22 protein-coding genes are annotated in these 23475 nt (G+C 52.2%); 7 read left to right on the top strand and 15 right to left on the bottom strand.

What is annotated here, in order from left to right; genetic code table 11:
* Nucleotides 1-23: 23 nt before the first annotated feature.
* From EKM83_RS00740 to EKM83_RS00720, 5 genes are all read right to left on the bottom strand, one after another.
* On the bottom strand, nucleotides 24-1277 hold the full coding sequence (locus tag EKM83_RS00740; protein ID WP_125574735.1) for a glycosyltransferase: 1254 nt from the start codon (nucleotides 1275-1277) through the stop codon (nucleotides 24-26).
* A gap of 472 nt (nucleotides 1278-1749) precedes the next feature.
* Entirely contained in the window at nucleotides 1750-3312 is a 1563-nt protein-coding gene (locus EKM83_RS00735; RefSeq protein WP_125574734.1) for a hypothetical protein, read from the bottom strand.
* Nucleotides 3309-4808 carry a glycan biosynthesis hexose transferase WsfD gene (wsfD, locus tag EKM83_RS00730; RefSeq protein WP_125574733.1) on the bottom strand — a complete coding sequence of 500 codons (1500 nt, stop codon included), beginning with the start codon at nucleotides 4806-4808 and terminating at the stop codon, nucleotides 3309-3311. The genes EKM83_RS00735 and wsfD overlap by 4 nt, the downstream gene beginning before the upstream one ends.
* A gap of 22 nt (nucleotides 4809-4830) precedes the next feature.
* Entirely contained in the window at nucleotides 4831-5964 is a 1134-nt protein-coding gene (locus EKM83_RS00725) for a glycosyl hydrolase family 8 (protein ID WP_164505551.1), read from the bottom strand.
* Nucleotides 5965-6233: 269 nt separating this feature from the next.
* A complete protein-coding gene (locus tag EKM83_RS00720) occupies nucleotides 6234-7052 on the bottom strand; it encodes a DNA/RNA non-specific endonuclease (RefSeq protein ID WP_125574732.1) in 819 nt (272 codons plus the stop codon).
* 262 nt (nucleotides 7053-7314) lie between these two features.
* On the opposite strand from EKM83_RS00720, the gene EKM83_RS00715 reads away from it, so the two are divergent.
* The 3 genes from EKM83_RS00715 to EKM83_RS00710 all read left to right on the top strand — a co-directional run bounded on the left by EKM83_RS00715 (nucleotide 7315) and on the right by EKM83_RS00710 (nucleotide 8483).
* Nucleotides 7315-7854: a hypothetical protein gene (locus EKM83_RS00715; protein ID WP_125574731.1), complete on the top strand. Its 540-nt coding sequence runs from the start codon at nucleotides 7315-7317 to the stop codon at nucleotides 7852-7854.
* 57 nt (nucleotides 7855-7911) lie between these two features.
* On the top strand, nucleotides 7912-8085 hold the full coding sequence (locus EKM83_RS13225; RefSeq protein WP_164505550.1) for a hypothetical protein: 174 nt from the start codon (nucleotides 7912-7914) through the stop codon (nucleotides 8083-8085).
* Nucleotides 8086-8153: 68 nt separating this feature from the next.
* Nucleotides 8154-8483, top strand: coding sequence for a hypothetical protein (locus tag EKM83_RS00710; protein ID WP_125574730.1), 330 nt, complete (start codon nucleotides 8154-8156; stop codon nucleotides 8481-8483).
* 575 nt (nucleotides 8484-9058) lie between these two features.
* Here EKM83_RS00710 and EKM83_RS00705 read toward each other — a convergent pair.
* The 8 genes from EKM83_RS00705 to lepB all read right to left on the bottom strand — a co-directional run bounded on the left by EKM83_RS00705 (nucleotide 9059) and on the right by lepB (nucleotide 16121).
* The gene (locus tag EKM83_RS00705; protein WP_125574729.1) at nucleotides 9059-9703 is read right to left on the bottom strand and encodes an HAD family hydrolase; all 645 of its coding nucleotides are present in this window, start codon (nucleotides 9701-9703) and stop codon (nucleotides 9059-9061) included.
* A gap of 213 nt (nucleotides 9704-9916) precedes the next feature.
* Nucleotides 9917-11248: a C1 family peptidase gene (locus tag EKM83_RS00700; RefSeq protein ID WP_125574728.1), complete on the bottom strand. Its 1332-nt coding sequence runs from the start codon at nucleotides 11246-11248 to the stop codon at nucleotides 9917-9919.
* Nucleotides 11249-11436: 188 nt separating this feature from the next.
* Nucleotides 11437-11853: a hypothetical protein gene (locus EKM83_RS00695; protein WP_125574727.1), complete on the bottom strand. Its 417-nt coding sequence runs from the start codon at nucleotides 11851-11853 to the stop codon at nucleotides 11437-11439.
* A gap of 72 nt (nucleotides 11854-11925) precedes the next feature.
* Nucleotides 11926-12579, bottom strand: coding sequence for a TetR/AcrR family transcriptional regulator (locus tag EKM83_RS00690; protein WP_125574726.1), 654 nt, complete (start codon nucleotides 12577-12579; stop codon nucleotides 11926-11928).
* 1 nt (nucleotide 12580) lies between these two features.
* The gene (locus EKM83_RS00685) at nucleotides 12581-13768 is read right to left on the bottom strand and encodes an ABC transporter permease (protein WP_125574725.1); all 1188 of its coding nucleotides are present in this window, start codon (nucleotides 13766-13768) and stop codon (nucleotides 12581-12583) included.
* Nucleotides 13746-14489 (bottom strand): ABC transporter ATP-binding protein, encoded by a 744-nt coding sequence (locus tag EKM83_RS00680; RefSeq protein ID WP_125574724.1) that lies wholly within the window; start codon nucleotides 14487-14489, stop codon nucleotides 13746-13748. The genes EKM83_RS00685 and EKM83_RS00680 overlap by 23 nt, the downstream gene beginning before the upstream one ends.
* A 427-nt stretch (nucleotides 14490-14916) precedes the next feature.
* A complete protein-coding gene (locus tag EKM83_RS00675) occupies nucleotides 14917-15384 on the bottom strand; it encodes a MarR family winged helix-turn-helix transcriptional regulator (protein WP_125574723.1) in 468 nt (155 codons plus the stop codon).
* A 143-nt stretch (nucleotides 15385-15527) separates the two neighbouring features.
* Nucleotides 15528-16121 carry a signal peptidase I gene (lepB, locus tag EKM83_RS00670; protein WP_125574722.1) on the bottom strand — a complete coding sequence of 198 codons (594 nt, stop codon included), beginning with the start codon at nucleotides 16119-16121 and terminating at the stop codon, nucleotides 15528-15530.
* 351 nt (nucleotides 16122-16472) lie between these two features.
* On the opposite strand from lepB, the gene EKM83_RS00665 reads away from it, so the two are divergent.
* Nucleotides 16473-17666: a multidrug effflux MFS transporter gene (locus EKM83_RS00665; RefSeq protein ID WP_125574721.1), complete on the top strand. Its 1194-nt coding sequence runs from the start codon at nucleotides 16473-16475 to the stop codon at nucleotides 17664-17666.
* A gap of 312 nt (nucleotides 17667-17978) precedes the next feature.
* Here the strand turns inward: EKM83_RS00665 and EKM83_RS00660 are convergent, their stop codons facing one another.
* Nucleotides 17979-19187: a condensation domain-containing protein gene (locus EKM83_RS00660; RefSeq protein WP_125574720.1), complete on the bottom strand. Its 1209-nt coding sequence runs from the start codon at nucleotides 19185-19187 to the stop codon at nucleotides 17979-17981.
* Between the two features lie 157 nt (nucleotides 19188-19344).
* On the opposite strand from EKM83_RS00660, the gene EKM83_RS00655 reads away from it, so the two are divergent.
* Nucleotides 19345-19887: an acyl-CoA thioesterase gene (locus EKM83_RS00655; protein ID WP_125574719.1), complete on the top strand. Its 543-nt coding sequence runs from the start codon at nucleotides 19345-19347 to the stop codon at nucleotides 19885-19887.
* Between the two features lie 786 nt (nucleotides 19888-20673).
* Here the strand turns inward: EKM83_RS00655 and EKM83_RS00650 are convergent.
* Nucleotides 20674-21225 carry a GNAT family N-acetyltransferase gene (locus EKM83_RS00650; protein WP_125574718.1) on the bottom strand — a complete coding sequence of 184 codons (552 nt, stop codon included), beginning with the start codon at nucleotides 21223-21225 and terminating at the stop codon, nucleotides 20674-20676.
* 120 nt (nucleotides 21226-21345) lie between these two features.
* On the opposite strand from EKM83_RS00650, the gene EKM83_RS00645 reads away from it, so the two are divergent.
* Together EKM83_RS00645 and brnQ are read left to right on the top strand one after the other, a co-directional pair.
* Nucleotides 21346-21993: an NAD(P)-dependent oxidoreductase gene (locus tag EKM83_RS00645; protein ID WP_125574717.1), complete on the top strand. Its 648-nt coding sequence runs from the start codon at nucleotides 21346-21348 to the stop codon at nucleotides 21991-21993.
* Between the two features lie 76 nt (nucleotides 21994-22069).
* A complete protein-coding gene (gene brnQ / locus EKM83_RS00640; RefSeq protein WP_125574716.1) occupies nucleotides 22070-23419 on the top strand; it encodes a branched-chain amino acid transport system II carrier protein in 1350 nt (449 codons plus the stop codon).
* Nucleotides 23420-23475 lie beyond the last annotated feature (56 nt).

The following is a 23475-nucleotide window of genomic DNA, read 5'->3' as shown; positions in this document are numbered from 1 at the left end:
GCATACCGGCTAAAATCACCCGGCTACTGATAGCGCTTGGTCTTATACCATTTTGCTTGTTGATGAAAGACTTGTTCACGAATATACCCCACCATTCCATAAGCAGCTACCGCTAGCCACATTTGACTATAAACGACGTACATAAAAATAATAACTAACAAGTTTCCCAGTGTCATTTCCCCTTTCTCAGTGGTAATTGTCACAAAGGTACTAATGACGAACAACAGAATCGCAAAGGCCCACAGGAAGTTATTGAATCCCAGAAGATTGGAATGCGCCACCCCGGCAACCGAAAGAACAAACACCGAATCGGAAAGAATCAGTGAAGTCATTAAGAGAAAGTAGACCGACAGAAAATACAAGAGATCAAATCGGATTCGCCGGCCACTCTTACGAAAAATCAGCGGCAAGTTCTTCAAAATCACGTAAATGTTGCCCTTGACCCAGCGTGTTCGCTGATGAAACCAAACGTCTAGTGTTTGCGGCTCCTGTTCCCAGGTAACGGCCTTGGGTTGAAAATAAATTCGGTAGCCCAAGCGATACACCCGAAAGCTGATTTCGGTGTCCTCGGCTAAGGCCTTGGTGTCCCAACCACCAATTTTATCTAGCAGTGACCGGCGAATCACGTAGTTGGTCCCGGGAATCGTACACAGCTTAAACAATCGTAGACGACCGGCCTGAGCCATCCATTGAAATGAGAGGGTCTCGACGTTGATGAACCGCGTCAACAACGAAGCATTCTTGTTACGCGTCCGAAATTTACCAATGACCGCACCGTATGTATCATCTTGCATCAACTCAGCCACTAGATACCGTAATGCTGGCCGCTCCGGCGTATTGTCCGCATCGTAAACAGAGATAATGCTGCCCTTGGCTTGTTTCAACGCAATATTTAGGGCATTGGATTTACCCTTGCCCCCCGTGACCTTGTCTGTGTTGATGACTTCCAAATTACGTTGCGGGTAGGTGGTTTGAATCTGCTTGAGTAAAGTCGCCGAGTTATCACTGGAGTTATCATTGATCACAATAATTTCGTACCGGTCATGGGGATAATCAAAGTTCAGTAGCGACAAGACCGTCTTCACAATGACGATACCCTCATTGTGCGCGGGAACCATTACCGAAACGAACGGTACTTGGGTAGGCAACTGCGGCGCTGGCGTACGCGCGTCCTTCAAGTACTGCGTGTACCCCGCCATCGTTAAAATCAAATTCACCACCAAGATGCCCCAGATGATTAAAATTGCAGCAAAGACAAAGTAATCTAAAATGCTCATGACACACCCTCTTTTCTTAACAACTAAAGGTTGGAAGTAGCATTAACGCGGTAATTCCCGGAACAACAGTGTTCTGTCCACTAAAATTAGCGAAACCAAGAGCCTGCGTCTGCCAGAGATTACCAACACCATTGTATTGGCCAAAGACTGGTTGCCAAATTAGCTGCTAACTGGGGCTAAGCTGACTTCCACTGGTACGCACTCTTGTAGCCGGGAGTCTGCCAACTATGGGTTCAGCCGCTTAGGCAACTGGCGTCTTTGAGACGCGATTCCCGGCTCAAAGCGAGGCCGAGACCGCTTCTCAGGATCGGTCCGGTCCGCCCACCGCGTTCCAACCCATAGTTGGCGGACGGTAGGCGACCAGTACCCACTACGAAGCTGTAAACGACTCATTTTTACATCATGAGTCACCTGGTGACAATAGTCATAACCCAATTTCCATCAGCTAACCCGTCAACGCTTGCCGGCAAGCTTACTTACGCCGAAACATTTGGCGATAGATTCGTCGCCCCAGAAATAAGAAGACCACCAATACAATCGTAGTTATCGTAAAGAAAACGAAGAGAATATTTCCTTGAACCTTGAAGTAGCGATCTAGTGCCACATGCCGGGTTTGGGAAAAATGATAGTTCGGTACGCCAGTTGCCTCGGTGCCCACAGTGACCGGACTGCCGTTCAGATAATAGATACCGTCACGGTACCCAAACGTGGCCGATCCGCTGGTGATTTTGGCCCGCAATTGTGCCTGCGGCTGATACCAGCCAACATCTAATCTCGTGACCTGTCTGAGCATGGCGACTAATCGTTTCTGGTTAGTTGGAAAGGCCACGGTCAACGCTGTTCTGACGGGAAATTTCAACTGATTAACGGCAATCTGCTGGCCATTTTTAACCGTCAATAAACTGTGGAGACTGAGCCCCGTCCACGTCCGGGGATACGTGGCGCCCCGATTATCTTGGGCCGCAAAAGTTGTGGTATCCGGATTAGGCAAAAATAACACGTTATTAGACCGCGCTAAGCCGTAACGCCGAAAGAGCCTATCTTGATTCCAATAGATTGGTGCACTGATGCCCACCGGTATGACTTGGCGTTGCCCCAACTGATTAAGTTCTTCAACCATTGTTTGTTCCAGCAACGAGCCGCTTTGACGATTAGCTGCGCCAACGATGGGAACCTGCAAGAAAATGACGCCTTGGTTGTTTTCCACGACACGCAACGCTTTGGTGAACCGTGAAAAGGCCCTTAAAGACGTGTTGTCAGCAACCGACGTGGTACTCACGGCAAAGGGAATCCCCGCTGCATTGAGTTTGATGGCTAGTTTGGTCAGCCGCGCCAGATTACTATAAGGGGTTACTCCCGTAATGGTCAATAATGGCCGTTGCTGAGGAGCCCGCCCAAAGAGTTGCGCAATCGTTTGGCCTGCCAAGACTTGGCTAAACCCACTGGCTTCAAAGTAGGGCAGATAGCCAGCGTGACCGACCACCGTGCCATAGGGGTAATGGCCGATGCCTTGATTTTGCGGTTGCAACTGCCCAAAATGACGGGCGCCGCGTTTCACGCGCAACACGGTGATGTCCTCACTAAATGGCAGTAATTGCCGCTGGCCTCCCGCCGTCACTGTCAACTGTTGGTGATAAATATTGTGCCGAACGGCATGTAATTGGCGGGCTTCCGCGCGACTCAGTTGCTGGCCAATATGCAACTTCTGACCCGCAAAGGCCTGACGATCCCGGGTAAAGGCCGCATTGTGCGACTCTCCCTGAGGCCAATTAATTAAGGTGACCACCCCCGCATATTTTTTGGTCGTTAACTGTCCCGCATAATAATCGCTCAGTTTTTCTGTCTGCGTTGTCGCCCCCGTACTGGCTAACAGTTGCTGAAGGCCTGCTAACTTCTGTTGCCCGTCAACCGTTGGATTTAACGCGTCATAGACGATCAGAACTCGCCTACTCGCGCCCTGGGCCGTTACCGGCAAAGCCCCCAGAAGCAAGCCACCTAGTAACATCACCATGAATAGGAATAGTCGTTTTTTCACGCTTCATCCTCCTCAATGTTTCCATCCGAATGCCACAGCCGATGATTCAACAAGTCGGCAACAAACATGACTAAGATCAAGTCCAAGCTGACCGGCACCATAAATAAGTGCTTTGCCAAATCAGCATCGCCATCCCCAATGATGGAAATGATCGGGACGAAGATAAAGACGGTCAATAACCCCATGACCAAGAAGAAGCGCACAACATTGGCTACCCGCTTATGGACTAAATCGTTATAAGCCCCAATACCAAAGACGACCAATAAGGCAATGGTCAACAGAATATCAAAGGAGAACTTTTGCGGGAAGAAGGCTCCCGCTAAATTACTAAAACCAGTGAAGTAGGTCACCTGGGCGCCGGCCGGCTTACCACTCGCCTGCTGATAATCCCCTACCGCCTTGACCTGCGTAATCATCATATCCCCGGCTGCGACGTCCAATAGCGTATGAAATTGCGGATAATGGTGCAGATAATACCCCATGATCCAGCCAAAGCCTGTCCGATCATTGAGACCACGTTTGACCGACTTGGCACTGGGATTGATTGCCGCAAAGTTTTTCGGGTAATAGTCCTGATTACGCATCAGGGCGTACTGTTCGTCTACCCCCCGTTGGGCAATCTTTTTACTCGGGTCATCCGTATGTAAGAGCACCCCATGTGTAAATGCCTGATACTGATTAATATCGTTAAATTGTTGCGTAATGAGTGTGTACGTCAGAACTCCTGTCACCAAAATACCGGCAATGCCGCCCAGAATCCAGAGCCACTGCGCGCGCTTTTTAAAGATGAAGAATAAGCCAATGCTGGTGACGGCATAGCTCAGGGCCAAGGGGGCATTCTGCTGTTTATTAGCAATCAGTAGCATGATGCTGACAAAATAGACCACCGTCAAAACGCGCGGATGCCAGTCCGGTCGGCGGGCCACCAACATCAATGCGGCAAAAGCATATAACATCAAAATCAGCATGCCCGGTTCTGCAAAAAATGAATTGAAGTATAAAGTAAATGAAGAATCCGCAAAGACAAAGACAATCAGTAGCGCAATCAGATAGCTACGCAGCTTTCGGTAGGGTGCCGTCATGGCCGTAGTCAGTAGATAGATACTGCCCAAGTAAGGTAAATAGTAGACCAACCCCATAAAACGCAAGTCAAAAACCGTCTTGCTATAGACTGCCTGATTGAGCAGGATGGCCAATTTAACAAAGAGCGGCTGGGAAGAAAAGACGGCGGCAGTCGTATCGTTGTAATACTGCATAATTCCCAGCTTAGGCGTCACAAAATCCAGCATGCTGTAGCCCTTCAAATGATACAGACCATTGACAAATTGGGCACGGTAAAAATCGCCATTATCAGCCAAGCCGTGAAATGGCGGCACGAAAAGTAAAACACCCGCAATCACTGCAGCCAGTAACGTTGCCAGTAAGGCCGGTGAACAGTGTCGCGCCCACCATCCCCAAAAGTTTTGCCACTTTAGTTTGAGTCCATCGACGGTCACACTGCTCCTCCTTTCCACTCACCTAATCAGACGCGGCATTTAGCGCCGTCAAATTGCTGTAGGAATAACTCTGGTGGCTCTTAGCATCCCCGATACCGCCGCTGATTGGCGACTGTCCCGTCACTTGTCCGGCCCACACCAACCGCATGGCCACCCGATAATTGGCCTGATCTTTAGCGGCAGCAAAAATCATCGCTGCTAAGGCATAATTAGCCGTTGATTGGCCCCGATTAGTCACACTGCCAGCGGTTGAATAGCCGTTGTACAACTTCTTGCCCTTAACCTGCTGCGCTAGCCAGGTCCGGCTGGTCGCTTTTAACTGTCCGACCTCAGCCAAATGTAGGAGAACTTCCAACGCCTCTGACGTGTTCAGATTCTTAGGCGAATACGTTAGCGTTCCCCAGTTAAAGCTCGCCGCATATAGGGGGAAGACGTTGCCTAAGTATCCACCGCGCACGACCTTCAGTTGTTCGTTATAAGCCCGCCGACCAGCCCGGGTCTCCCGTTCGTAATACCGCAATGTTTTAAAGTCAAAATACGCCAAGCTACTCGTCTTCGCCGTCCGCCTAGACTGCGGATCATAATAGTCATAGAGCTTACCGTCCTTGAGTGCGCCGACTTTTAGGGCCGCGAAATGATCAGCTGCAGCTTGACGGTAATGTTTCGTATGCATCTGGGCATCATATAAATTTAATGCCCGAATAATTCGTAGATCATCCAGTGTCGCATTAACGGCAAAGCGCTTGTGACTACGCGGATCATAGCGATAACTAAATTGTCCGTGATCCCCAAAGGTCTTGATTGTGGCACGATAAAATGCCCGAAATTCCTTGTCCTGGTGACTTTGTGCCAAGTACTGTAGCCACATCCCTGCTGATTCGCTCAGTAGTTCGTGCCCCGTGGCTGTCCCACTTTGTCGTGTCTTGGTATCCACGTAGTTGGTATAAATTCCCTGTTTGTTCTGTAATTTAGTCTTGATAAACTGCGCCAGTCGCTGTTGATGGCGTTGGTCCGCCGCAGTATGCAGGGTTGGTGACTGAATAAATCCGGTCGGAGAGGTCGTCGGCGGTGTCATGGTCGCGGGCTTGGCTTGGCAACTACTAAGCAGTAGCGCCACGAAGCCGACTACTAGCACCCACCAATGTCGTTTCTTCATGGTCCTCTCTCCCCTCCGCGTTGGTACTTTCACTGGTCAAACGCACCTTCATATTACCATGATTTTTCGCCAAAATTATACTGATCATGTATAAAACTCAGCATTTACATCATTACCTATCATTATTTAACATATACTGTCGTCGGCACTGTCTAACGACTGGTTTTTAAGCAGCCAACGGTCACGCAAAAAGCAGCCAGCCGAATGGGAACCGTCCCTGCGACTGACTGCTTGCTTGTTCATTTGTAAAATCATAAATGCCTTAATCACTAAAAGCTACTGGCCGGATCACCATACTGACTAGTCCCGGTACTGTAGTTGATTTTGACGCCCGCTTGGATATTGAAAATATAAACGTTATATGAGATACCCGTGTTCTTCACGGATTTGGCCTGCATGTGAACCCCACGCGCGACCAACTCGTTGCCACGAAAGACCGGTTGGACCTGGTAACGTACGTAATCGTTGGGGTGGCTCTTCAGGTAGCTGGCGACCGGATTTTCATACGCCGTCATCCCCGGATCGTTGAGCGACCGTGTGCCCGTCATCAGGTTTTTCAGGTTGTTATTTTGCCCCGTCAGCTGATAGCCGATCAAATGGCTGCGGTTGTATAAATACCCCTTCTTGCCGTTGACGGTGTATTCCTTATTCTTCCAGCCGGTCGGACTGACGTACAACGGCTGCCGCTTGGCCGTGGGCATGGTCCCCTTACTCAGCAAAGCATTGGCCGTGGTCACCCGGTTCAAGCTGTCCAGGTCGCCGTACGTGGCCCAGGCGCCCTTCTTAGTCGACAGTTCTGCCGTGGTAAAGGTCGGCTTGTTGTGGTTGACCGCCACGATTTGCGTGCCCGTGTATTTCTGCTCAGCCAACGCCTTGGTGGCAACTGACTGCTTGGGTGTCGTCGTGGTGGACCCGGCATGCTGACTGCCACTGGAACTCCCCACCAGACTAGTCGCGACGTCCGTGATTTTCCGAGCCGTCGGATTCCCCTGACTACTTAGCGCGCCCACGGCCCCAATCAAAATCACCGCAATAGCCGTATAAATGGAGACTTTCCCCCGGCGACGGCCCCGATAACGTTTGCTCATTTTTCCGCTTCCTCTCATCTCTTCTAAAGTGATAGGTCTAGTTTACCAAAAGAACATACGTTTGTCTTCTTTTATTAGTTATTAATAATTATATTTTAATAACTAATAATGATTGTTACTGGCTGTTACCGCAACTTAACACTTTTTTAACTGGGAGAAGGCCCCTTGCCCGCGGCCCCATGCTATACTATCAGTGGATAGAAGTAGGCGGTTTGTGTGTCTCGCATAAAACTGTTATTATTTTGGATGAGGTGATTGAGATATGAAGAAATCCCGTATTATTGCCGCCGCTCTGAGTCTCGTGGCCGTCATGGCTGTGGGCTTAGCCGGTTGCAGCTCGAGTAGTCAATCGGGGAGCAATCAACAAGCTAGTTTTAAAAACAAAACGACGAAAAAGTCAGACGTGAAGTCCACGTTAACTAGTTCTAAGCAACTCTGGTACGTCACGGGTTCCGTGAACGCCAAGAGTAATTCCGGCCTGGAAGCCTACCGTTTCAACAGCAACGGCAAGGCCACGGTCTACAACGTCAACAAGATCTACAAGTCTTACAGTGCCGCCAAGAAGGACAATGCCTTGAGCAAGGTCGGAACGTTAAACACGACCTTCAAGACTAAGGGTGACGATACCGTCATCAACTTCAAGGGTAAGCTGTCTGACATTCCTATGACGCAAAAGTTTACCGTCAAACAGACGTTGACGGGTAAAAATAACGCCGCTAAATTAAAGGTTGCCGGCTACCACATCAACCGTGATGTTGATGACGACGTTACGAAAGCTGTTTTGGTTAAGGTCGCTGAATAACCTATCCACCCAACGGTGCCGGAATTTTCGGTGCCGTTTTTTCTTGGAGGAAAACTGATGACTAAACACTTACTACCGTGGGGCGGCGGCCTGCTAGTGCTCGGCGGCGTCTTACTTTACCAGCAACATCGTCATCTCAGTGGCGTCGTCATCTTAGAGACCGGCCTGCTGGGTATCGCCGTGATCCTAGGACTCCTACACCTTTGGAGTCTGTGGCGCCACCGTCGCTAGAAAAAACCGTTCGTTACTGACAGCGCTTTCCTTTTGGGGTATGATAGGGCCAAAGGAGCGTGATGAATATGTTTAAAGACAAATTAGTGACTCCGCAATTGTCGGCCGAAGAGCTGCAAGAACACCGTGACCGCTTTTCCGCCCTGATTGCCGAATACCCGTGGCTGATTCCTGCGACCGTCTCGCTAGAAATCATCCCCGTTACCGTGATGATCCACGGCTTCTGGAAGAATCGGCAACTGAAGAAACAACTCCTGATTGAAAAGGAACATACGAAGCAACGCCAACTCGGAGGTGGCTGCCACCACGGCCATGGCGGCCATTGCCATCACCATCCCGGCGGCAAGCCCCAACTACTAGCCGGTCCACACCACGGTCATGGCCATCACTTAGACTAGGCCAACTTAGCTGAAAATAATTAAGACATTCAAATGGACTGGGCGATTGCGTGCCCAGTCCATTTTCTTAATAAAATCTTAACTTTTTAAGTTATAGTTTAAATGTTATGCATTCCATTAGAAATATAAAATTTGTTCAATATAAATCCCTAAATATTACGGAATTCATATAAAAATACACCTTAAACGATTAGAAAAAAGTAATCCAACCCCCTTTCAATTCCCAAAATCACCGAAAACGGCTAACCGTTTAGGTAATTCTGATGGTAACTATTACTAGTATGTAAATATTATTCACACTTTCTTCACAATTACCAGCTAGGATACAAGCATACCAATAAAAACCTATTAACCAACCTTTTTTCATTTTATTCACCAAATAAAATGAACGACTTGCCCTAACCAAGCGAGTCGCCGCCGTCCTCTAACCAGGGACGGCTTTTTTTGTCATCTAACCAGCTAAAGAGTTTGGGATAAAACCACCCAAACTCTTTTTGTGCACCAACTTTAAATGGCTGAAACCTGCGCCAAAAGGCAGCTAACCGCCTTTTGTCCCACTCGCCCACTTGCTGTGCTTATTTAAAAATCGTTAACAATTCGCTTGGTGTCTGCAACAAGTACGTCGGCTGTTCTGCCTTTACGGAAGCGGGATCGGCGGCGCCCCACATTGCAGCGGCCGTGGCGATGCCCGCGTTATTGCCCATCTGCATGTCATACTTGGCATCCCCGATCATGACGCTTTGCTTGGCGTCTAAGTCGAAGCGCTGTAGCAAGCTTAAAATGCCATCCGGCGCCGGCTTGTAGTGCGCCACGGTATCCGAGCCACTGATGGCCTCAAAGGTCTGGCCCAAACCAATCTGATCCAAGTTCCGCTGTAAAGGAACCGAATGCTTACTGGACACGACGAACAACCGCGCTCCCTGATTCTTTAGCGTGGCTAAGGTCGCCCCCATCCCGGCAAACAAACTGATGCCCAACTTCTCCGCCTCGTGATACTGCGCGCGAAACTCCGTGTATAGGTCGGTCAGTGCCGCCTCACTCAGAGACTCCGTCGCCATTTTGGCAAAGGAGACCTCAATTGGCACTCCCATGTAGCTCACCACGGCTTCGCGGCTAGGAATCGCTAAGCCCTTAGCTTCATAGGCCTTCTGGGTAGCCATTACGGCAACATCGCGGGTATCCGCGAGGGTACTATCAAAATCGAATAAAAAGTTATGCATGCCATCACCTCATCAGTTTGTCTTGTCAGCGTCTGGTCTAATTCTACGCGTAAGCCCCTGGTGATTACCAGCCCTAACATCTTTTTTAACGAAATTTCCGCGCGGATGTTTCACATGAAACATTGGTTGAACCCATCAAAAAGCCTGGGACAAGCCATCCCAGGCTCCGCGTACATCTATTTTAACTAGCCGAAACGTGCGCCACGCTCTTCACTAAGATAATGAATCCCACGGTGCCAATTCGTGTGGTTCCGTGTTTAAGAGTTCGCGTTGGGCCGGCGTCAAGAAGCGCTTGTGCACCACGACCTCGTAAACGAAATCATCGAGCCATTCGTCGGTCATGACGAAGTACCCCTTGTCGCCATTCTTCTCACCCCAACTGTTTTCGACCTTCCAGCGGTTCGGTTGGTCATCAACCAGGTTGACGCCGGTCAGCGTCATCGCATGGGACACGCTGGCCTCACCTGTGGCTAACCGTTGAGCCTTGGTCAAACTCAGGTCAACGCCAAACAAATCACTGACTTGGAACAAGTGGCTGTCCAAGAAGCCGCGTTCCCGACTCATTTGTTGGAGCACGTCATTGCCGAACCAGACCGCTTCACCACTTTGGAGCTGGGCCACGGCGGCGCGTTTCATATCGGCCAATGGCAAGTTCAAAAAGGTAATGTGCTTGCCACCCACGATATTTTCCTCGCTAGCCAGGCGGTATTGCCGATCAAAGGCCTTGTCTGGCGAGTTAGAAACGACCACGTAATCGTCCAGATCCACGTCAAAGTAATCGTGGAAGAAGCCCTGCGGCGTCAAACCTGCGGCCCGGTGGAGCTTGTGGTCGTCATCCTTAAATTCCAGGTCAAACGTTGCGGGCGGTTCACCAAACGCGTAGGCCGCCATCCGGTAGACTTCCTTTAAGGCTTGGGCCCGCGTCGCCGCAATTTTTTCTTCATCGGCCCCGTCGGCCACCAATTGCCGTAGCGCCAGCGCATCCTTGCGTAATTTCAAATTCAACGCCGCCCCAATCCCGGTGGTGTCATTACTGTTAAAGGATTCTGGCATGGCACTGGTGGGAACGACGCCGTACTTTTGGACCAATGCTGCGCCCATCGCCCATTGGCCGCCGTCATCGTCTGGACTCTCTAAAATATCGGCGACTTCCCGGTCATCTAAGGGGCGGTCGGCCGTCCGTAAGATTCGGTCGTAGAAAATGTTGGCCCGTTCAACGCGGTCCCAGAAAAATAAGTAGTTCTGCGACAACTCAAAATCCTTGACGTGGTACTTGGCCGCAAACTGATGGCGAATCACATTCAGCGTCGCAAAGAGCCAGCAACGACCGGAATGCTTTTGGTTGGCGACCTTGCCGGTTGGCAATTCCACGGAGAAGGTCCGGTTCAACCGCACGGCGGCTTGCGGGTCCTCGGACGCCGCAAGTACCCCATTTTTAATGGTCGCTCGACTGATAACTTGGTGCGCCGGCTGGGCCTGTAAATCGGCCTGTAACGCCGCAATCTCGGTAGTGGTTAGTTCATGATCTAATTTTGTTTCTGGCATAAAACGAACTCCTTTCCGGTACCCTCATGAGAATTCTCATTGTAATCTCATAAATTAGTTGATTTCATTCTAGCGCTTTCGCTAGCTAAAGGCAATGCTTGTTTTAGCTTACCAAACTGTAGCCAGAAAAAAACGACTCCCGCACGCAGCAGGGGTCGTTAAGCAGGTCACTTGGCATTTCCAGCCACCTACTTTTTGTAGTAGTAGAAATGGATGATCTTATTTTTAATTGGGTTAAACGCATAGGACTTCAAGGCCTTTTTCCCATGGTGCTTAACTGGCTTGAATCGTTGTGGCATATCACCGGATGCTAGCCCCAACATGTAGTAGCCCGCCTTCGTTTTGCCCTTAACACAGAACTGACGATCTCGATTCTTCGTCTTCATTGACAGCGTACTGCCACTCTCTTTTTCCGTATACTTAGTCAGCTTCAAATAGACGGGTTTTCCCCAGTGCTTCGTGTACCAATTCCCGCGCAAGGCCGTTGGTACCGCGCGGTAGGTCTTCATCTTAGCATTGGCCGTCTGGCCACCAAAGTTTAGCCCCACCAACACCGTCAAGGCAACGAGCCCTAACATTAACCACCGTTTCATTCCTTCGTTCACAGCAACCACTCCTAATTTCCCAGATGACTTAAGTATAGCATACGCTGCTCTGCTAAATTGGCTGAAAGTGATTTACGCTGTTGGCGTGGGGGCCAAGCCCTGTTCTAAGAACTGGATCATTAATGGGCCCACCGTGGTGATCGGTTCGGCCGTGAGACTACTGCGGGTGAACTGGCTGAGCATGGTCCCAATCATGAACTGAGCAATGCGGTCGTTGGGCCAATCAGGGAGCTCATCATTGGCCTTGAGTCGGTCTAAAATTGGGTAGAGATTGGCTTGAATCATGGGCACTGCGCGGGCTAAGAACTGTTCACGCAGGTCCGTGCGCACCAGCAATTCGGTAAACAACACCCGCATGACCTGGCCGTTTTCCTGCAAGAAAGCCAACCGGTCCGTGATGACCGCCGTGATCAACGCGTGGCGCGTCGCGTACTTTTTCCGTACGACCTTGGCCGCAAATTCCTTGACCAACTTCGGCAACACCTCCGTGGTAAATGGGGCGAGCACCGCCGCCAGTAGCTCGTCTTTGGTCTTGTAGCGGCGGTAGACCGTGCCTTCCGCGACACCGGCCCGCGCCGCAATCTGCTTAGTCGTGGTATTGGCGAAGCCCTGTTCGGCAAACAACGCCAAACTGGCCGCCAACACCTGTTGCTGTTTCGGGGGAATCTCCCCGCTGGCCGCCATCACTTCTTGAAAAGCAGCCTGAATCGACATTTCTGTAGCCATGTTATACCCTCCGATAACGTTTCATTCCGACAACATTTAAAATCGTAAATAAGACCGTGAAACCTAGCAAGATGCCCAGTTCCCCGGCGACGCCACTGAGGGTCACCCCTCGCGTCGCCACGTCCATCAGCGCGTTGCCGCCATAGTACAACGGGAAAATGTGGGCGATCCACTGCAGCCACGTGGCCATCTGGTCGACCGGAATCAGGCCCGAGAAGAAGACCTGCGGCACGATGAGGATGGGAATGAACTGCATCATTTGAAATTCCGAATTGGCAAAGGTCGACACGAAGATCCCCATCGACAGCGCCACCAAGGCCAGTAAGAAGTTAATCAGTAAAATCAGCCAGACGCTACCCAGCATGTGAATCTTGAAGACCGTCAGCGCAAACGTAACCGTGATCAGCGTTTGGACCAGGGCAAACAGGCCGTAGCCCAGCAGGTAGCCGCTGATGATCTCGCCGCGACGAATCGGCGTCGCCAGCAATCTCGTCAGAGTGCCCGTGGTCCGTTCGTTGAGCAATGAAATGCCAGAAATCAGAAAGACAAAGAAGAAGACGAAGAACCCGAGCAAAATTGGCAGGAACGTATCAAAGAAAGTTGAATCCGAACTGCCGTAGAGATAATGGCTGGTCACCGTGTAGGTCTTCGGGGCCTTGAGTTTGGCCGTTGGACTGGTCGTGGCGTTCGTGGCGCCGCGTTGGCCCTGAGCCGCCATGACCTGCTTTTGCTGGGCCATGACTGTCTTTAAGGCCTTTGCTTGCGCCGTCAACGCCTGTTTCTGGGCGTTGGTCGCGGCCACCAACGCCTGAACTCGCAGCTTAGTCAACCCACCCTGCAAGGCCTGGCGGACCAGTGCCGAATCGCTGGGCTGGCTGTTTTGGTAGGTCACCGTCAGCTTACCTGACTTCTGCTGGATGAAGGCCGCCAAATTATCCTCCCGTACCGCTGTCTTAGCCGTCGTCGTTTTGGCGTAGTAGTGCAGCTTGACGTGCTTGTTTTTCACGGCCTTGACCAGGCTGGCATCGACATTGCTGACACCAATTTGGGCCACGCTGGCCGAATTGGTATTAAATAAGAAATACATCAAAGATAAAATAAATAATGGTGCAATGAACATCAATGCTAACGTTCGTTTGTCCCGTAGCATCTGGCGAATGACCCGTTTAAATATCGCGATGACTCTCATCTTGTAGTCGCCCCGCTTTCAAAAAGACTTGTTCGATCGTTGGTACCGCATATTCCTGTTCCAAGGCTCCCGGAGTTCCCTGGGCCAGCGCAATGCCCTCGCGAATCAGCATCAGGTAATCGCACCGCTCGGCCTCGTCCATGACGTGGGTCGTCACCAGGATCGATTTCCCGGCATCCCGTAACTGATTGAGTTCCGCCCAGATCTGTTGGCGCAACTCAGGATCGATCCCCACCGTTGGCTCGTCTAAAATCAAGAGGTCGGGGTCTTGAACCAACGCGATGGCTAGCGACAAGCGTCGTTTCATCCCGCCAGAATACGCCGACACTCGACGATCCAGGGCCTCGGTCAAATTCACGACCGTGGCCGCGTGGTCGATGGCCGCCGTCAATTTGGCCTTGGGCACGCTCATCAACTCCGCAAAGAACCGAATATTTTCACGCGCCGTCAGGTCTTCGTAAAGGGCATCACTCTGGGCCATGTAGCCAATGCGCTGCATAATCTGGCGATTGGGCATGGTCGTGCCCAGGACTGTCGTTGTACCGGCATCGACCTTCTCCATCCCCAAAATAGCCTTTACCAGCGTGGTCTTCCCCGCCCCAGACGGGCCGATCAGCCCCATAATTTGGCCCACGGGTAACCGCAGACTGATTTGCTTCAACACCGGATTATCGCCAAAGGACTTGGCCACATCCGTGACTTCAATGGTATTGGTGCGCATGAGAAACCCTCCTTTGCAATAATGAGTGGATACTCACTCATTTATGCCTTTATCATAAGGCGCCTAACCGGGAAAGTCAACGCTTATTTGTTGGCGATTTCATTGTCGGTCATCTTTCACTGCCAGTTACTGCGCGCCGCCAGCCAAGATTCAGGCAAGTCGCTAGTAGCAGCACAGCCAACGCCCTTTTATAACCCGGGTTAATTTTCACACGGATTGAGCGGACGACAGGTGGCCAATGCGAAAAACGATTGGGCTTTACGCCATAAATCGCGTGGTGCCAATGGTTCTAGCTGATTTTCGGTTGCAACTTTCAGTGGGTGCACAAAAAAAGTTTGGGCGGTGATGTCCCAAACTCTAGTGATTTATCCTACTGCTAATTGGCCCGTTTAACCCAGGTTGCCAACCGGTGATGACTCACGCCTAGTTACTGATTTTTCGGTGCGGTCGTCCCCGGTGTCTCGTTAGCCACGGCGCGTAAGGCCACCTGGCGAATCTGGGCGACTAGCGCATCGTGGTCCGCGGCCGGCACGTCACTTAACAACTGGTCAGCAACCGCTTGGCGCAGCTTCACGATTTCCGGGTACAGGGCCTCGCCGCGTTTCGTCAGCGACAGTTCGTAAACCCGCTTATCCGCTTTGGACTGGCGTTTGCGGACGTACCCCAGGTTCACCAGCTGATTGACCGCCCGTGTCACGTTACTGGGATTCAGATACGTCAAGGCAATCAAGCGGTCTTGCGTCAAACGCGGCTGCTCATGAATCCGCAAGATGTAGTAGTACATGCTGGCGTTGAGCCGATACGGTTGTAAGCGTCGGTCCAATGCAATCCGGGTATAGCGATTGGCGATCGACAGCCATTTTAAAATGTCGGGATCATTACTACTGGTGACCATAGACACCCTTCTCTCCTAAAATTACGTGCGCAAGCATATACTATATTGATTTTATTGTCAAGCCAGCGTGACCCAGCAAAAAGGGTGCTCAAGCCAAAATTGCCTGCGCACCCTTAATCTATCATCTTTCACTAACTGAAGCTTTAGTAGGCCAACGAATTAACGTTTGCCCGCCGCGTCTTGTTGGAAGCCCAGAATGGCACCTTGACGACGCCTAAGACCTTGTCCTTATCAACGAAGCCCCAGTAACGACTGTCGTTAGACACGCTCCGGTGGTCCCCCAACACGAAGTACTTGCCCTTAGGGACGACCGTGGTGATTGCCTTGCCATCGTTCCACTTCTGCGTCTTTTGCAGGCTGGCTAACGTCCAGTTCCCCGTCCCCGAAGTCCGTTCACTTTCAGAAATGAAGTTTTGCTTGATCTTCTTGTGGTTCACGTAGATGTAACCATTCTTGCTAGACACGGTGTCGCCAGGCATCCCGATGACCCGCTTCACGTAATTGGTGTTGGCTTTGGCGGAAGGATCTTCACCGTGGGCATCGAACACGATGACGCTTAAATGTTTGACCTTCGCTTGTTTCCAGGCAAAAACCTTTTCGTTGTTTTGTAAATTCGGTTCCATGGATGGCCCGTCGACCCGCACCCGGGTGAAGACGAATGACTTAATCGCAAAGGCGATGGCTAACCCGATGATCACCGGAATGATCCAACTCATAACTTCCTTGATTGCTTTCATGCTGCCGCTCCTTAATATTCAAATATTCATATACTGCTATCATACACCCCTGCCGCGGCCAGGAAAACTTTTCGCCATCTAAGGGGTCGAGTATAATCTTACCATTTACTGACTGAAACGCCCACGTTTTCGCTAAAATTAATCCTGAAGAAATCTTGGTGCGCAATTTTTCCCGGCCTGGCAGTGATTAGCGGCAGTCACCTTAACCTTACGTTTTCATTACAGCCGCCAACGGTGCTTGCAAATTCTCCCGATTCCAGCAATAATAAGAAAACAATGAGAGCCAGTCTGCCTAGTTTCTCACTGACTCACCGTCATCATTTAACTTTATTCAAGAAAGGCTGACTGCTTTTGAATTCGACATTATCTCGGCGCCGGCAAATCTGGCTGACGCTGCTGCTGGGGACCGTGAGCGCGACCGGCCCCTTGGCCATTGACCTGTACCTCCCAGCGTTACCGCAAATGAAAGTCCAATTTGCCACCAACGCCTCGCTGATGCAGCTGAGCATCACCGCCTGCTTGATTGGGCTGGCGTTGGGCCAACTGATTGCCGGGCCCCTCTCCGACCAATACGGCCGTCATCGCCCCCTCATCATTGGCTTTGTGATCTTTGGCCTGGTGTCGTTAGCCATGGCCTTCATTCATTCGATCACGCTACTGATCATCCTGCGCTTCATTCAGGGATTGGCGGGGGCGACCGGCCAAGTCTTGGCCCGGGCAGTGGCGCGCGACCTCTTCTCCGGGAAAAAATTAACGCGCTTCTATGCGCTTTTGAACACGGTCAACGGGGTCTTTCCCATCATCGCCCCAATCATTGGGGGCTTCATGATCCACTACGTCGACTGGCAAGCCATCTTCATTTTGCTGGCCATCATTGGCTGGACCATTGCCCTTGCCGTGGCGTTTGGTCTCCACGAATCCTTACCCGTCGAGAAACGCCAGACTGGTGGCTTTGCTACCTCACTGGCTGCCATGGGCCAGTTGGTCGTTCAACCTGCCTTTTGGCCCCTGATCTTAGCCACTGGCCTGGTTTACGGTGGTTTATTCAGCTACATTTCAGCGTCGACCTTCGTCTTTCAAACGGGCTTTGGCCTGGCACCGCAAACGTTTAGCCTGCTCTACGCCTTTAACGGCCTGGGTATCGTGGTCGGTAGTAATTTGCCCGGCCAGTTGGCCAAACGGTTCTCCAACCGCCAACAGGTTACCAGCCTCTTGACCCTCGCGGCCGTAGTGAGTGCCGTCTTGCTAGTGACCCTCCTCTTCCCAGCCAACGTCTGGGTCGTCAGTGTGTTGGTCTTGGCGCTGGTCGTCTTGATTGGGGCGCTGCTCACATTGACGGTCACCATCATCATGGATCAAGCCACTAGCCATGCCGGTGGGGCCTCCGCGGTGATTGGTCTCGCACAAAATGCCTGTGGCGGCCTGGCATCTCCTCTGGTCGGGCTCTCCGGCAGCTCATACGCAGCCATGGCGACCATGTTATTGGTCTGCAACGTCGGGGCGTTGGGGTTGGTCCGCTTCCAAGCACACACTGTCCAGCAATAAGCGATTGACAACGTAACGTTGGTTAAGTCACTTCAGCTAACTACCGGGGTTTTTAGCCACTTTGACCTGACTGGGCGACTTTTAAATCGTCTCCCCCGCTAGTTTGTGAAAAACATGCTACACTACACGTACAGACAACGTTAAGGATACCGCCTCCTTCTTAGCACTCCCCCCACGGCGCGGTAACCTTATCAGCTTAAACTTAAAAACGTCCGGCACTCAGGTGTCCGGGCGTTTTGTTTGTCTGTCTTTACAACATTGCGTGGTGTTAGGTGACGCGTTACCAGCATCACCCAACACTAAGCCGTAGCGTTAACGGCCGCGGCCCCACTGCGTCAGCTGGGCGACGACGTTTTTCAAAATCTTAATGCCCAGCTGGTAGTCCGGTTCTGACCCCAACATGCGAAAGGCCAGCGTCCACGCGTCGTGGTACACGCTAACGGTCAGTTGGAAATGCGGCATCGTCCGGTAGGCGCCGGCAAAGTAGATCTGGCTGACTGCCGCCCCCGCAAACTGCAGGCGGGTGTGGTCGATGTGACCGAAGTTAGCAAAGGAAATCGCGGCTTGTGGCCGGTGTTTACCCGCTAAGCGCCGTACCAACTGCGGTGGCAACGCGCGACTCATTCGGTTGAGCTCGACTAGTGGTGGCAAATAGGCCAGTTCATCGCGCAACTGACTAATGGTCGCTTGCGTCCGCTGGACCACGTCGGCCAGTTGGTCACCGGCCTGGACAGTGATGGGAATCGGCATCTCGCTAGTCAGATTGGCGACCTGGACCACGTTGGTGGCTACGACCGGCCCGTGCAACCGCAGATCCACTTGATACGGGATGATTAATCGACTTTCACCGGTCAAGGCAAACAGCGCCAACGCGTAGGCCGACAACAGCACGGCGTTCATGGTCACGTTTTCCGCTTGGGTCCGCTGGCGTAAGCGGCGACTGACGACCCGCGGAATCGTGGCCTCGCCGCGGTGGTGGTGAACATCCCCTTGTAAACGCGGGAAGGTCTCATCGGAATTGCCATTCAACGTGGGCAACGCCCGATGGGGATGGCGGAGGTGGGCTAAAATTTTGCGCACGCTCCGCTCATTGGTAAAGTTCGCCAAGTCCTGGCCATCATAGGCCGCGGCGAGCAGGTACAGGTAGTGTTTGAACCCCTCACCATCCGTCAATAGCCGACTCATCGACAAGCGCAAGGCGTCGTAGTCGGGATGGTGGAGAACTTGAATCTTGAGTTGGGGCCCGGCCAAGACGTCTAACGCCGCGCGACCGGGGTCGTGGGCGGCTGTAAACTCTTCGATGACCTGGTCCAAAGCGTTGGCCTCGACTTCAAATCGATTCCAACGTAAATTGTAGCGGCCCAACACCTGTGGGACCACCGTTTGTGTCGTGGCAATCGCGGTCTTCAACCGAGCCACGTCAATGGGGTGCGTCAAACTCAGTGTACACTCGAGTAACGGATACGTTTCCGCCAAATCTAGCGTTGGCATCAAGTCCAACGGTTCGCCATGATAGATCATGCTAACACCCCTCCTTGCTAATTTACCCACAGTATAGCAAAGCTCGTCGCGTTGACCGCAGCATTTTACTCAGATATTGCGAAAAATTAATAAACCCGTAACTTACTATTTATGTCGCCGTTTTTCAGGGACTCTGTTAGAATGGGATCAGAAAAAAATGAATGAGGTGACCTTTTTGACAAATCAACTAGCGCCCGTTTCCTGCAATGCCACGCTTATCGTGACCAGCCACCGGGTGTTTCAGCCAGACTTAAACGAACACGACTCGGTCTTTGGTGGTAAGATTCTCTCGCTGGTCGACGACAGTGCCTCCGTGGCGGCCGTTCGTTTGACCCACAAGACCGTGGTGACGGCTTCCTTCGACCACGTCAGCTTTCTGCGGCCGTTTCACTTGGACGACTCCATGTTCTTAGAAGCCTACGTGACCGGTACGGGGACGCGGTCACTGGAGGTCTTCGTCAAAATCATTGGCGAGAACCTCACGACTGGCGAGCGCTTTGTCGGCTACACCTGCTTCATTACCTACGTGATCGAAGACCCCACGGCCAGCGACCCATTGCCAGATATGGTGCCCGTCACCGCCGAGCAGCGCTACATCTGTGCCGGCTATGCCAAACGAACGGCCCAACGCAAGGAACGCCGGGTGGAACAACGCGGGTTAAATGCCCACGTTACGGTCTCCTCACCGTGGCCGATGTAATTGTTTCATGTGAAACATCACGATTTTAACTTAAACACTGAAGGTTGAAAGTAGCATTAATACGGAAATCCCCGAAACGACAGGGTTCTGTCCACTAAAATTAGTGAGGCCAGGAGCCTGCGTCAACCAGAGATTCCACCTGCTCTGGGGGACACCTCCAGCCTGAGGAACGGTCTTCCGGTTCGCTTTGAAGCCTGGCACAACCCGCCAGTCTCCAAAGTCGCCCCACGCTGTAGGCTGAGAAAAAACCTCAGCCAACACCGTCGCCACAGCTGGCTGCCTCCGGCGGATTGGTCATTATCGGCAACGCCGTGTTAAGAATCTGTGCTAGATTGGCTGCCACCTGGGGGCTAAACCGATTGTTACCGGTACACTCCCTTGTAGCCGAGAGTCCACCAAATATGGATTCAGCCGTGGGAGTTATCTTAGCGGCGCGGGTTCATGCCGCTTAGATAACTGGCGTCTTTGAGACGTGTTTTTCGGCTCAAAGCGAGGCCGAGACCGTCCCTCAGGCTCGGTCCGGTCCGCCCACCGCGTTCCAACCCATAGTTGGCGGACGGTAGGCGACCAGTACACACTACGAAGTGGTAATCGACTAATTTTTCGCGTGATGCCGATGTTTCTAGCTGATTTTCATCTTTCAACTTAAACCTAAAACCAGGAAATCGGCCGCAAGTAACAGCCAGCTTCCTGGTTTTTAATTACCCAAAATCAAGCATTGGTCAGCGTCCACCGTATCTAATGCGCGACAAGATGAGCCGCCTCAACCACGTTGCCCGCCTGTATTTAGTCCAGCACCTGCGCACTCTGCCACTCGCGGTCCAAGATGCCATAACTGTAAAGGTCTAGCCAGCGCCCATCTTGGAACACGCCCTCGCGGTTAACACCTTCGCGCACAAAGCCGACCGCCTCGTAGGCGTGGATGGCGGACAAATTGTTGGCATTGACCTCTAGGGTGACCTTGTGCAGGCCCAATTCATTAAAGGCAAACGACAAAATCGTGTTCAACGCATCCTCACCAAAGCCTTGGCCCCGGTCACTGACAACGGGTAAGGCGATGCCTAACGTGGCCCGGCGATTTTTAAAATACACGTCATCGAGCACGACCCAGCCCAATAGTCCGTCATCGGCGTTGGCCCGAATCATGAAGAAAAAGCGCTCATTGTTATCGGGGTCCGCCGCCAGTTCACTGTAATCTGCGGCCGTCCACGGGTGAAAGGCGTCGGCCGCTAAGTTGCGCAACAAGCCCGCTTCCCACTGCGTATCCTGAAGCCACTCGGCATCCCCGTCCCGCATTTCCGTCAAATGAATCAACTCACCTTGAACAACATCCTTCATTGTGCTCGACCCCCTTGTTTGCTTCCTACTCTACCACAGGCCGCGGTCAAGCCAAAATAGTTGGCGGCCACCACCATCTAGCCTATACTGAACCCAGCTCTTAAAGGAGGAATTCCGTTTATGAAAATTATGGTAATCGGGGCCACTGGGATGGCCGGTTCAGCAGTTGTCGCCGAGGCTTTGCGACGTGGGCATCAGGTCGTCGCCGTGGCGCGCTCCGCGGAAAAATTAGCCGCGCTGGGCACCAACGCCCACCTCACCACTCAAGTGACTGACGCCTTTCAACTGACCCAAGCAGACTTAGCCGCCACGGATGCCGTGGTCGATGCCTTTGCGACCGCCCCGGCGCAAGCCTACCTGCACGTCGATTTAGCCGCGCACCTGGTCGCCCAATTACGGGAAACGACGACGCCCCGCCTGGCCTTTATTTTAGGGGCTGGTAGTTTGTTTACCGGGGCAGATCATCACCTGTTCGTCCGCGACCTGGAAAAGGACCCGCACGCCGCTGACTTCATTCAAGTGCCGCAAAACCAGCTCAAGGAACTGAATTTCTTGCGTGACGTCGATAACGTCAACTGGTTTGGCGTCTCCCCAGCCGCTGATTTTCACCCCGGCGAAGCGGTCCCGGCCTTGCTAGGGACCAACGACTTGCTGGTCAACGCTGCCAAGCAGTCTGGCACCAGTGCCGGCACCATGGCCGTGGCGCTGGTAGACGAGCTCGAACGCCCGCAACACCACCAGACGCGCTTCACTGTTGCTGATAAATAATCACACCACGCCGCCGTATCATCGTGCGGCGTTTTTTGGTATGCTAGTCACCAGAAAACTTAAATAGAAAGTTGCGATGACTTTGAAAACTAAATTAACTTGGCGTCAGATGCTCTTCATTGGCATGATGCTCTTCGGCCTGTTCTTCGGCGCCGGCAACCTGATCTTCCCGGTCTATCTCGGCCAACAAGCCGGTAGCCACGTGGGGGCCGCTGTGGTAGGTCTCTTACTGACGGGAATCGGGTTACCCTTACTGGGGGTCGCTGGCATCGGCATGACGCGCAGTGAAGGCGTTTTTGACCTGGCGACGAAGGTCAACCGGCCCTTTGCCTACACCTTCACGATTCTACTGTACCTCACCGTGGGCCCGTTCTTTGCCCTGCCGCGATTGGCCACGACGTCCTTTCAGATTGGCCTGGCGCCGTTCGTGCCCACCGCTCAACAAGGCTGGGTCCTGGCCGGTTTTTCCATCGCGTTTTTCGCATTGGCCTGGTGGCTGGCCCGCAATCCTGGCAAGCTAATGACCTACATTGGGAAATGGCTAACGCCGTTGTTCCTGATTTTACTGGGACTATTGATGCTCGCGGCCTTTCTCAAGCCGATGGGTGGCTTCGGAGCTGCCGCCCGCGGCGCTTACGTGGCCAGTCCGGTAGCAACCGGATTCACCGAAGGCTACAACACCTTGGATGCCTTGGCCTCACTGGCCTTTGGTATCGTGGTCATTGATAGCATTCGGGCGTTAGGCGTGACCGAGCCTGGTCAAATTGCCAAGGACGTGATCAAGGCCGGCATCATCTGTGTGGCCTTGATGGGCGTGATCTACACGTTACTGGCCCTGATGGGGACCATGAGTCTGGGCAAATTCAGTCTGGCCGAAAATGGCGGGATCACCCTGGCTCAGATTGCCAACCACTACTTCGGGACCTTTGGTAATCTCCTGTTGGCCTTACTGGTAATCGTGGCCTGCTTGAAAACGGCGATTGGCCTGATCTCGGCCTTTGGTGACACGCTGCACGGCATGTTCCCTCGGATTTCTTACGCTTGGCTGATTGCGCTGGCGAGTCTCTTGCCTTGTTTATTTGCCAACGTTGGACTGACCAAGCTGATCAGCTACTCAACGCCGGTCTTGATGTTCCTGTACCCGCTAGCTATCGTTTTGATTGCCTTAGCGGTCCTCTCCCCGCTGTTGGGGACCAGCCGTTGGTTGTTTGGCCTGGGGATGCTATTCACGCTGATTCCGGCCATTTTTTCCGCTGTTGCCGCGTTGCCCAGCGCTTGGCAGCACGCCAGTTGGGTCAAAGCGATTTTAGCCGTCAATGCCCACCTTCCGCTGGCGGCCCAGGGCTTCAGTTGGGTCGTTCCCGCGCTAATCGGCTGTCTTTGTGGCTGGTTAATGAGCACAATATTAGACCACAAAGCAAGTTAAACTAACAATTCTGGTCGTTTTTCATTTCATTTTATGAGAATATCTGATAAAATATA

This window comes from Levilactobacillus angrenensis (assembly GCF_003946085.1).
Classification (GTDB): Bacteria; Bacillota; Bacilli; order Lactobacillales; family Lactobacillaceae; genus Levilactobacillus; species Levilactobacillus angrenensis.
This window is presented reverse-complemented; position numbering and strand designations above follow the sequence as displayed.

Coding starts and splice junctions, on each gene's coding strand:
- EKM83_RS00740 (WP_125574735.1), bottom strand. CDS start 1,277: ATGAGCATTTTAGATTACTTTGTCTTTGCTGCAATTTTAATCATCTGG.
- EKM83_RS00725 (WP_164505551.1), bottom strand. CDS start 5,964: ATGAAGAAACGACATTGGTGGGTGCTAGTAGTCGGCTTCGTGGCGCTA.
- EKM83_RS00720 (WP_125574732.1), bottom strand. CDS start 7,052: ATGAGCAAACGTTATCGGGGCCGTCGCCGGGGGAAAGTCTCCATTTAT.
- EKM83_RS00715 (WP_125574731.1), top strand. CDS start 7,315: ATGAAGAAATCCCGTATTATTGCCGCCGCTCTGAGTCTCGTGGCCGTC.
- EKM83_RS13225 (WP_164505550.1), top strand. CDS start 7,912: ATGACTAAACACTTACTACCGTGGGGCGGCGGCCTGCTAGTGCTCGGC.
- EKM83_RS00710 (WP_125574730.1), top strand. CDS start 8,154: ATGTTTAAAGACAAATTAGTGACTCCGCAATTGTCGGCCGAAGAGCTG.
- EKM83_RS00705 (WP_125574729.1), bottom strand. CDS start 9,703: ATGCATAACTTTTTATTCGATTTTGATAGTACCCTCGCGGATACCCGC.
- EKM83_RS00700 (WP_125574728.1), bottom strand. CDS start 11,248: ATGCCAGAAACAAAATTAGATCATGAACTAACCACTACCGAGATTGCG.
- EKM83_RS00690 (WP_125574726.1), bottom strand. CDS start 12,579: ATGGCTACAGAAATGTCGATTCAGGCTGCTTTTCAAGAAGTGATGGCG.
- EKM83_RS00685 (WP_125574725.1), bottom strand. CDS start 13,768: ATGAGAGTCATCGCGATATTTAAACGGGTCATTCGCCAGATGCTACGG.
- EKM83_RS00680 (WP_125574724.1), bottom strand. CDS start 14,489: ATGCGCACCAATACCATTGAAGTCACGGATGTGGCCAAGTCCTTTGGC.
- EKM83_RS00675 (WP_125574723.1), bottom strand. CDS start 15,384: ATGGTCACCAGTAGTAATGATCCCGACATTTTAAAATGGCTGTCGATC.
- lepB (WP_125574722.1), bottom strand. CDS start 16,121: ATGAAAGCAATCAAGGAAGTTATGAGTTGGATCATTCCGGTGATCATC.
- EKM83_RS00660 (WP_125574720.1), bottom strand. CDS start 19,187: ATGATCTATCATGGCGAACCGTTGGACTTGATGCCAACGCTAGATTTG.
- EKM83_RS00655 (WP_125574719.1), top strand. CDS start 19,345: ATGAATGAGGTGACCTTTTTGACAAATCAACTAGCGCCCGTTTCCTGC.
- EKM83_RS00650 (WP_125574718.1), bottom strand. CDS start 21,225: ATGAAGGATGTTGTTCAAGGTGAGTTGATTCATTTGACGGAAATGCGG.
- EKM83_RS00645 (WP_125574717.1), top strand. CDS start 21,346: ATGAAAATTATGGTAATCGGGGCCACTGGGATGGCCGGTTCAGCAGTT.
- brnQ (WP_125574716.1), top strand. CDS start 22,070: ATGACTTTGAAAACTAAATTAACTTGGCGTCAGATGCTCTTCATTGGC.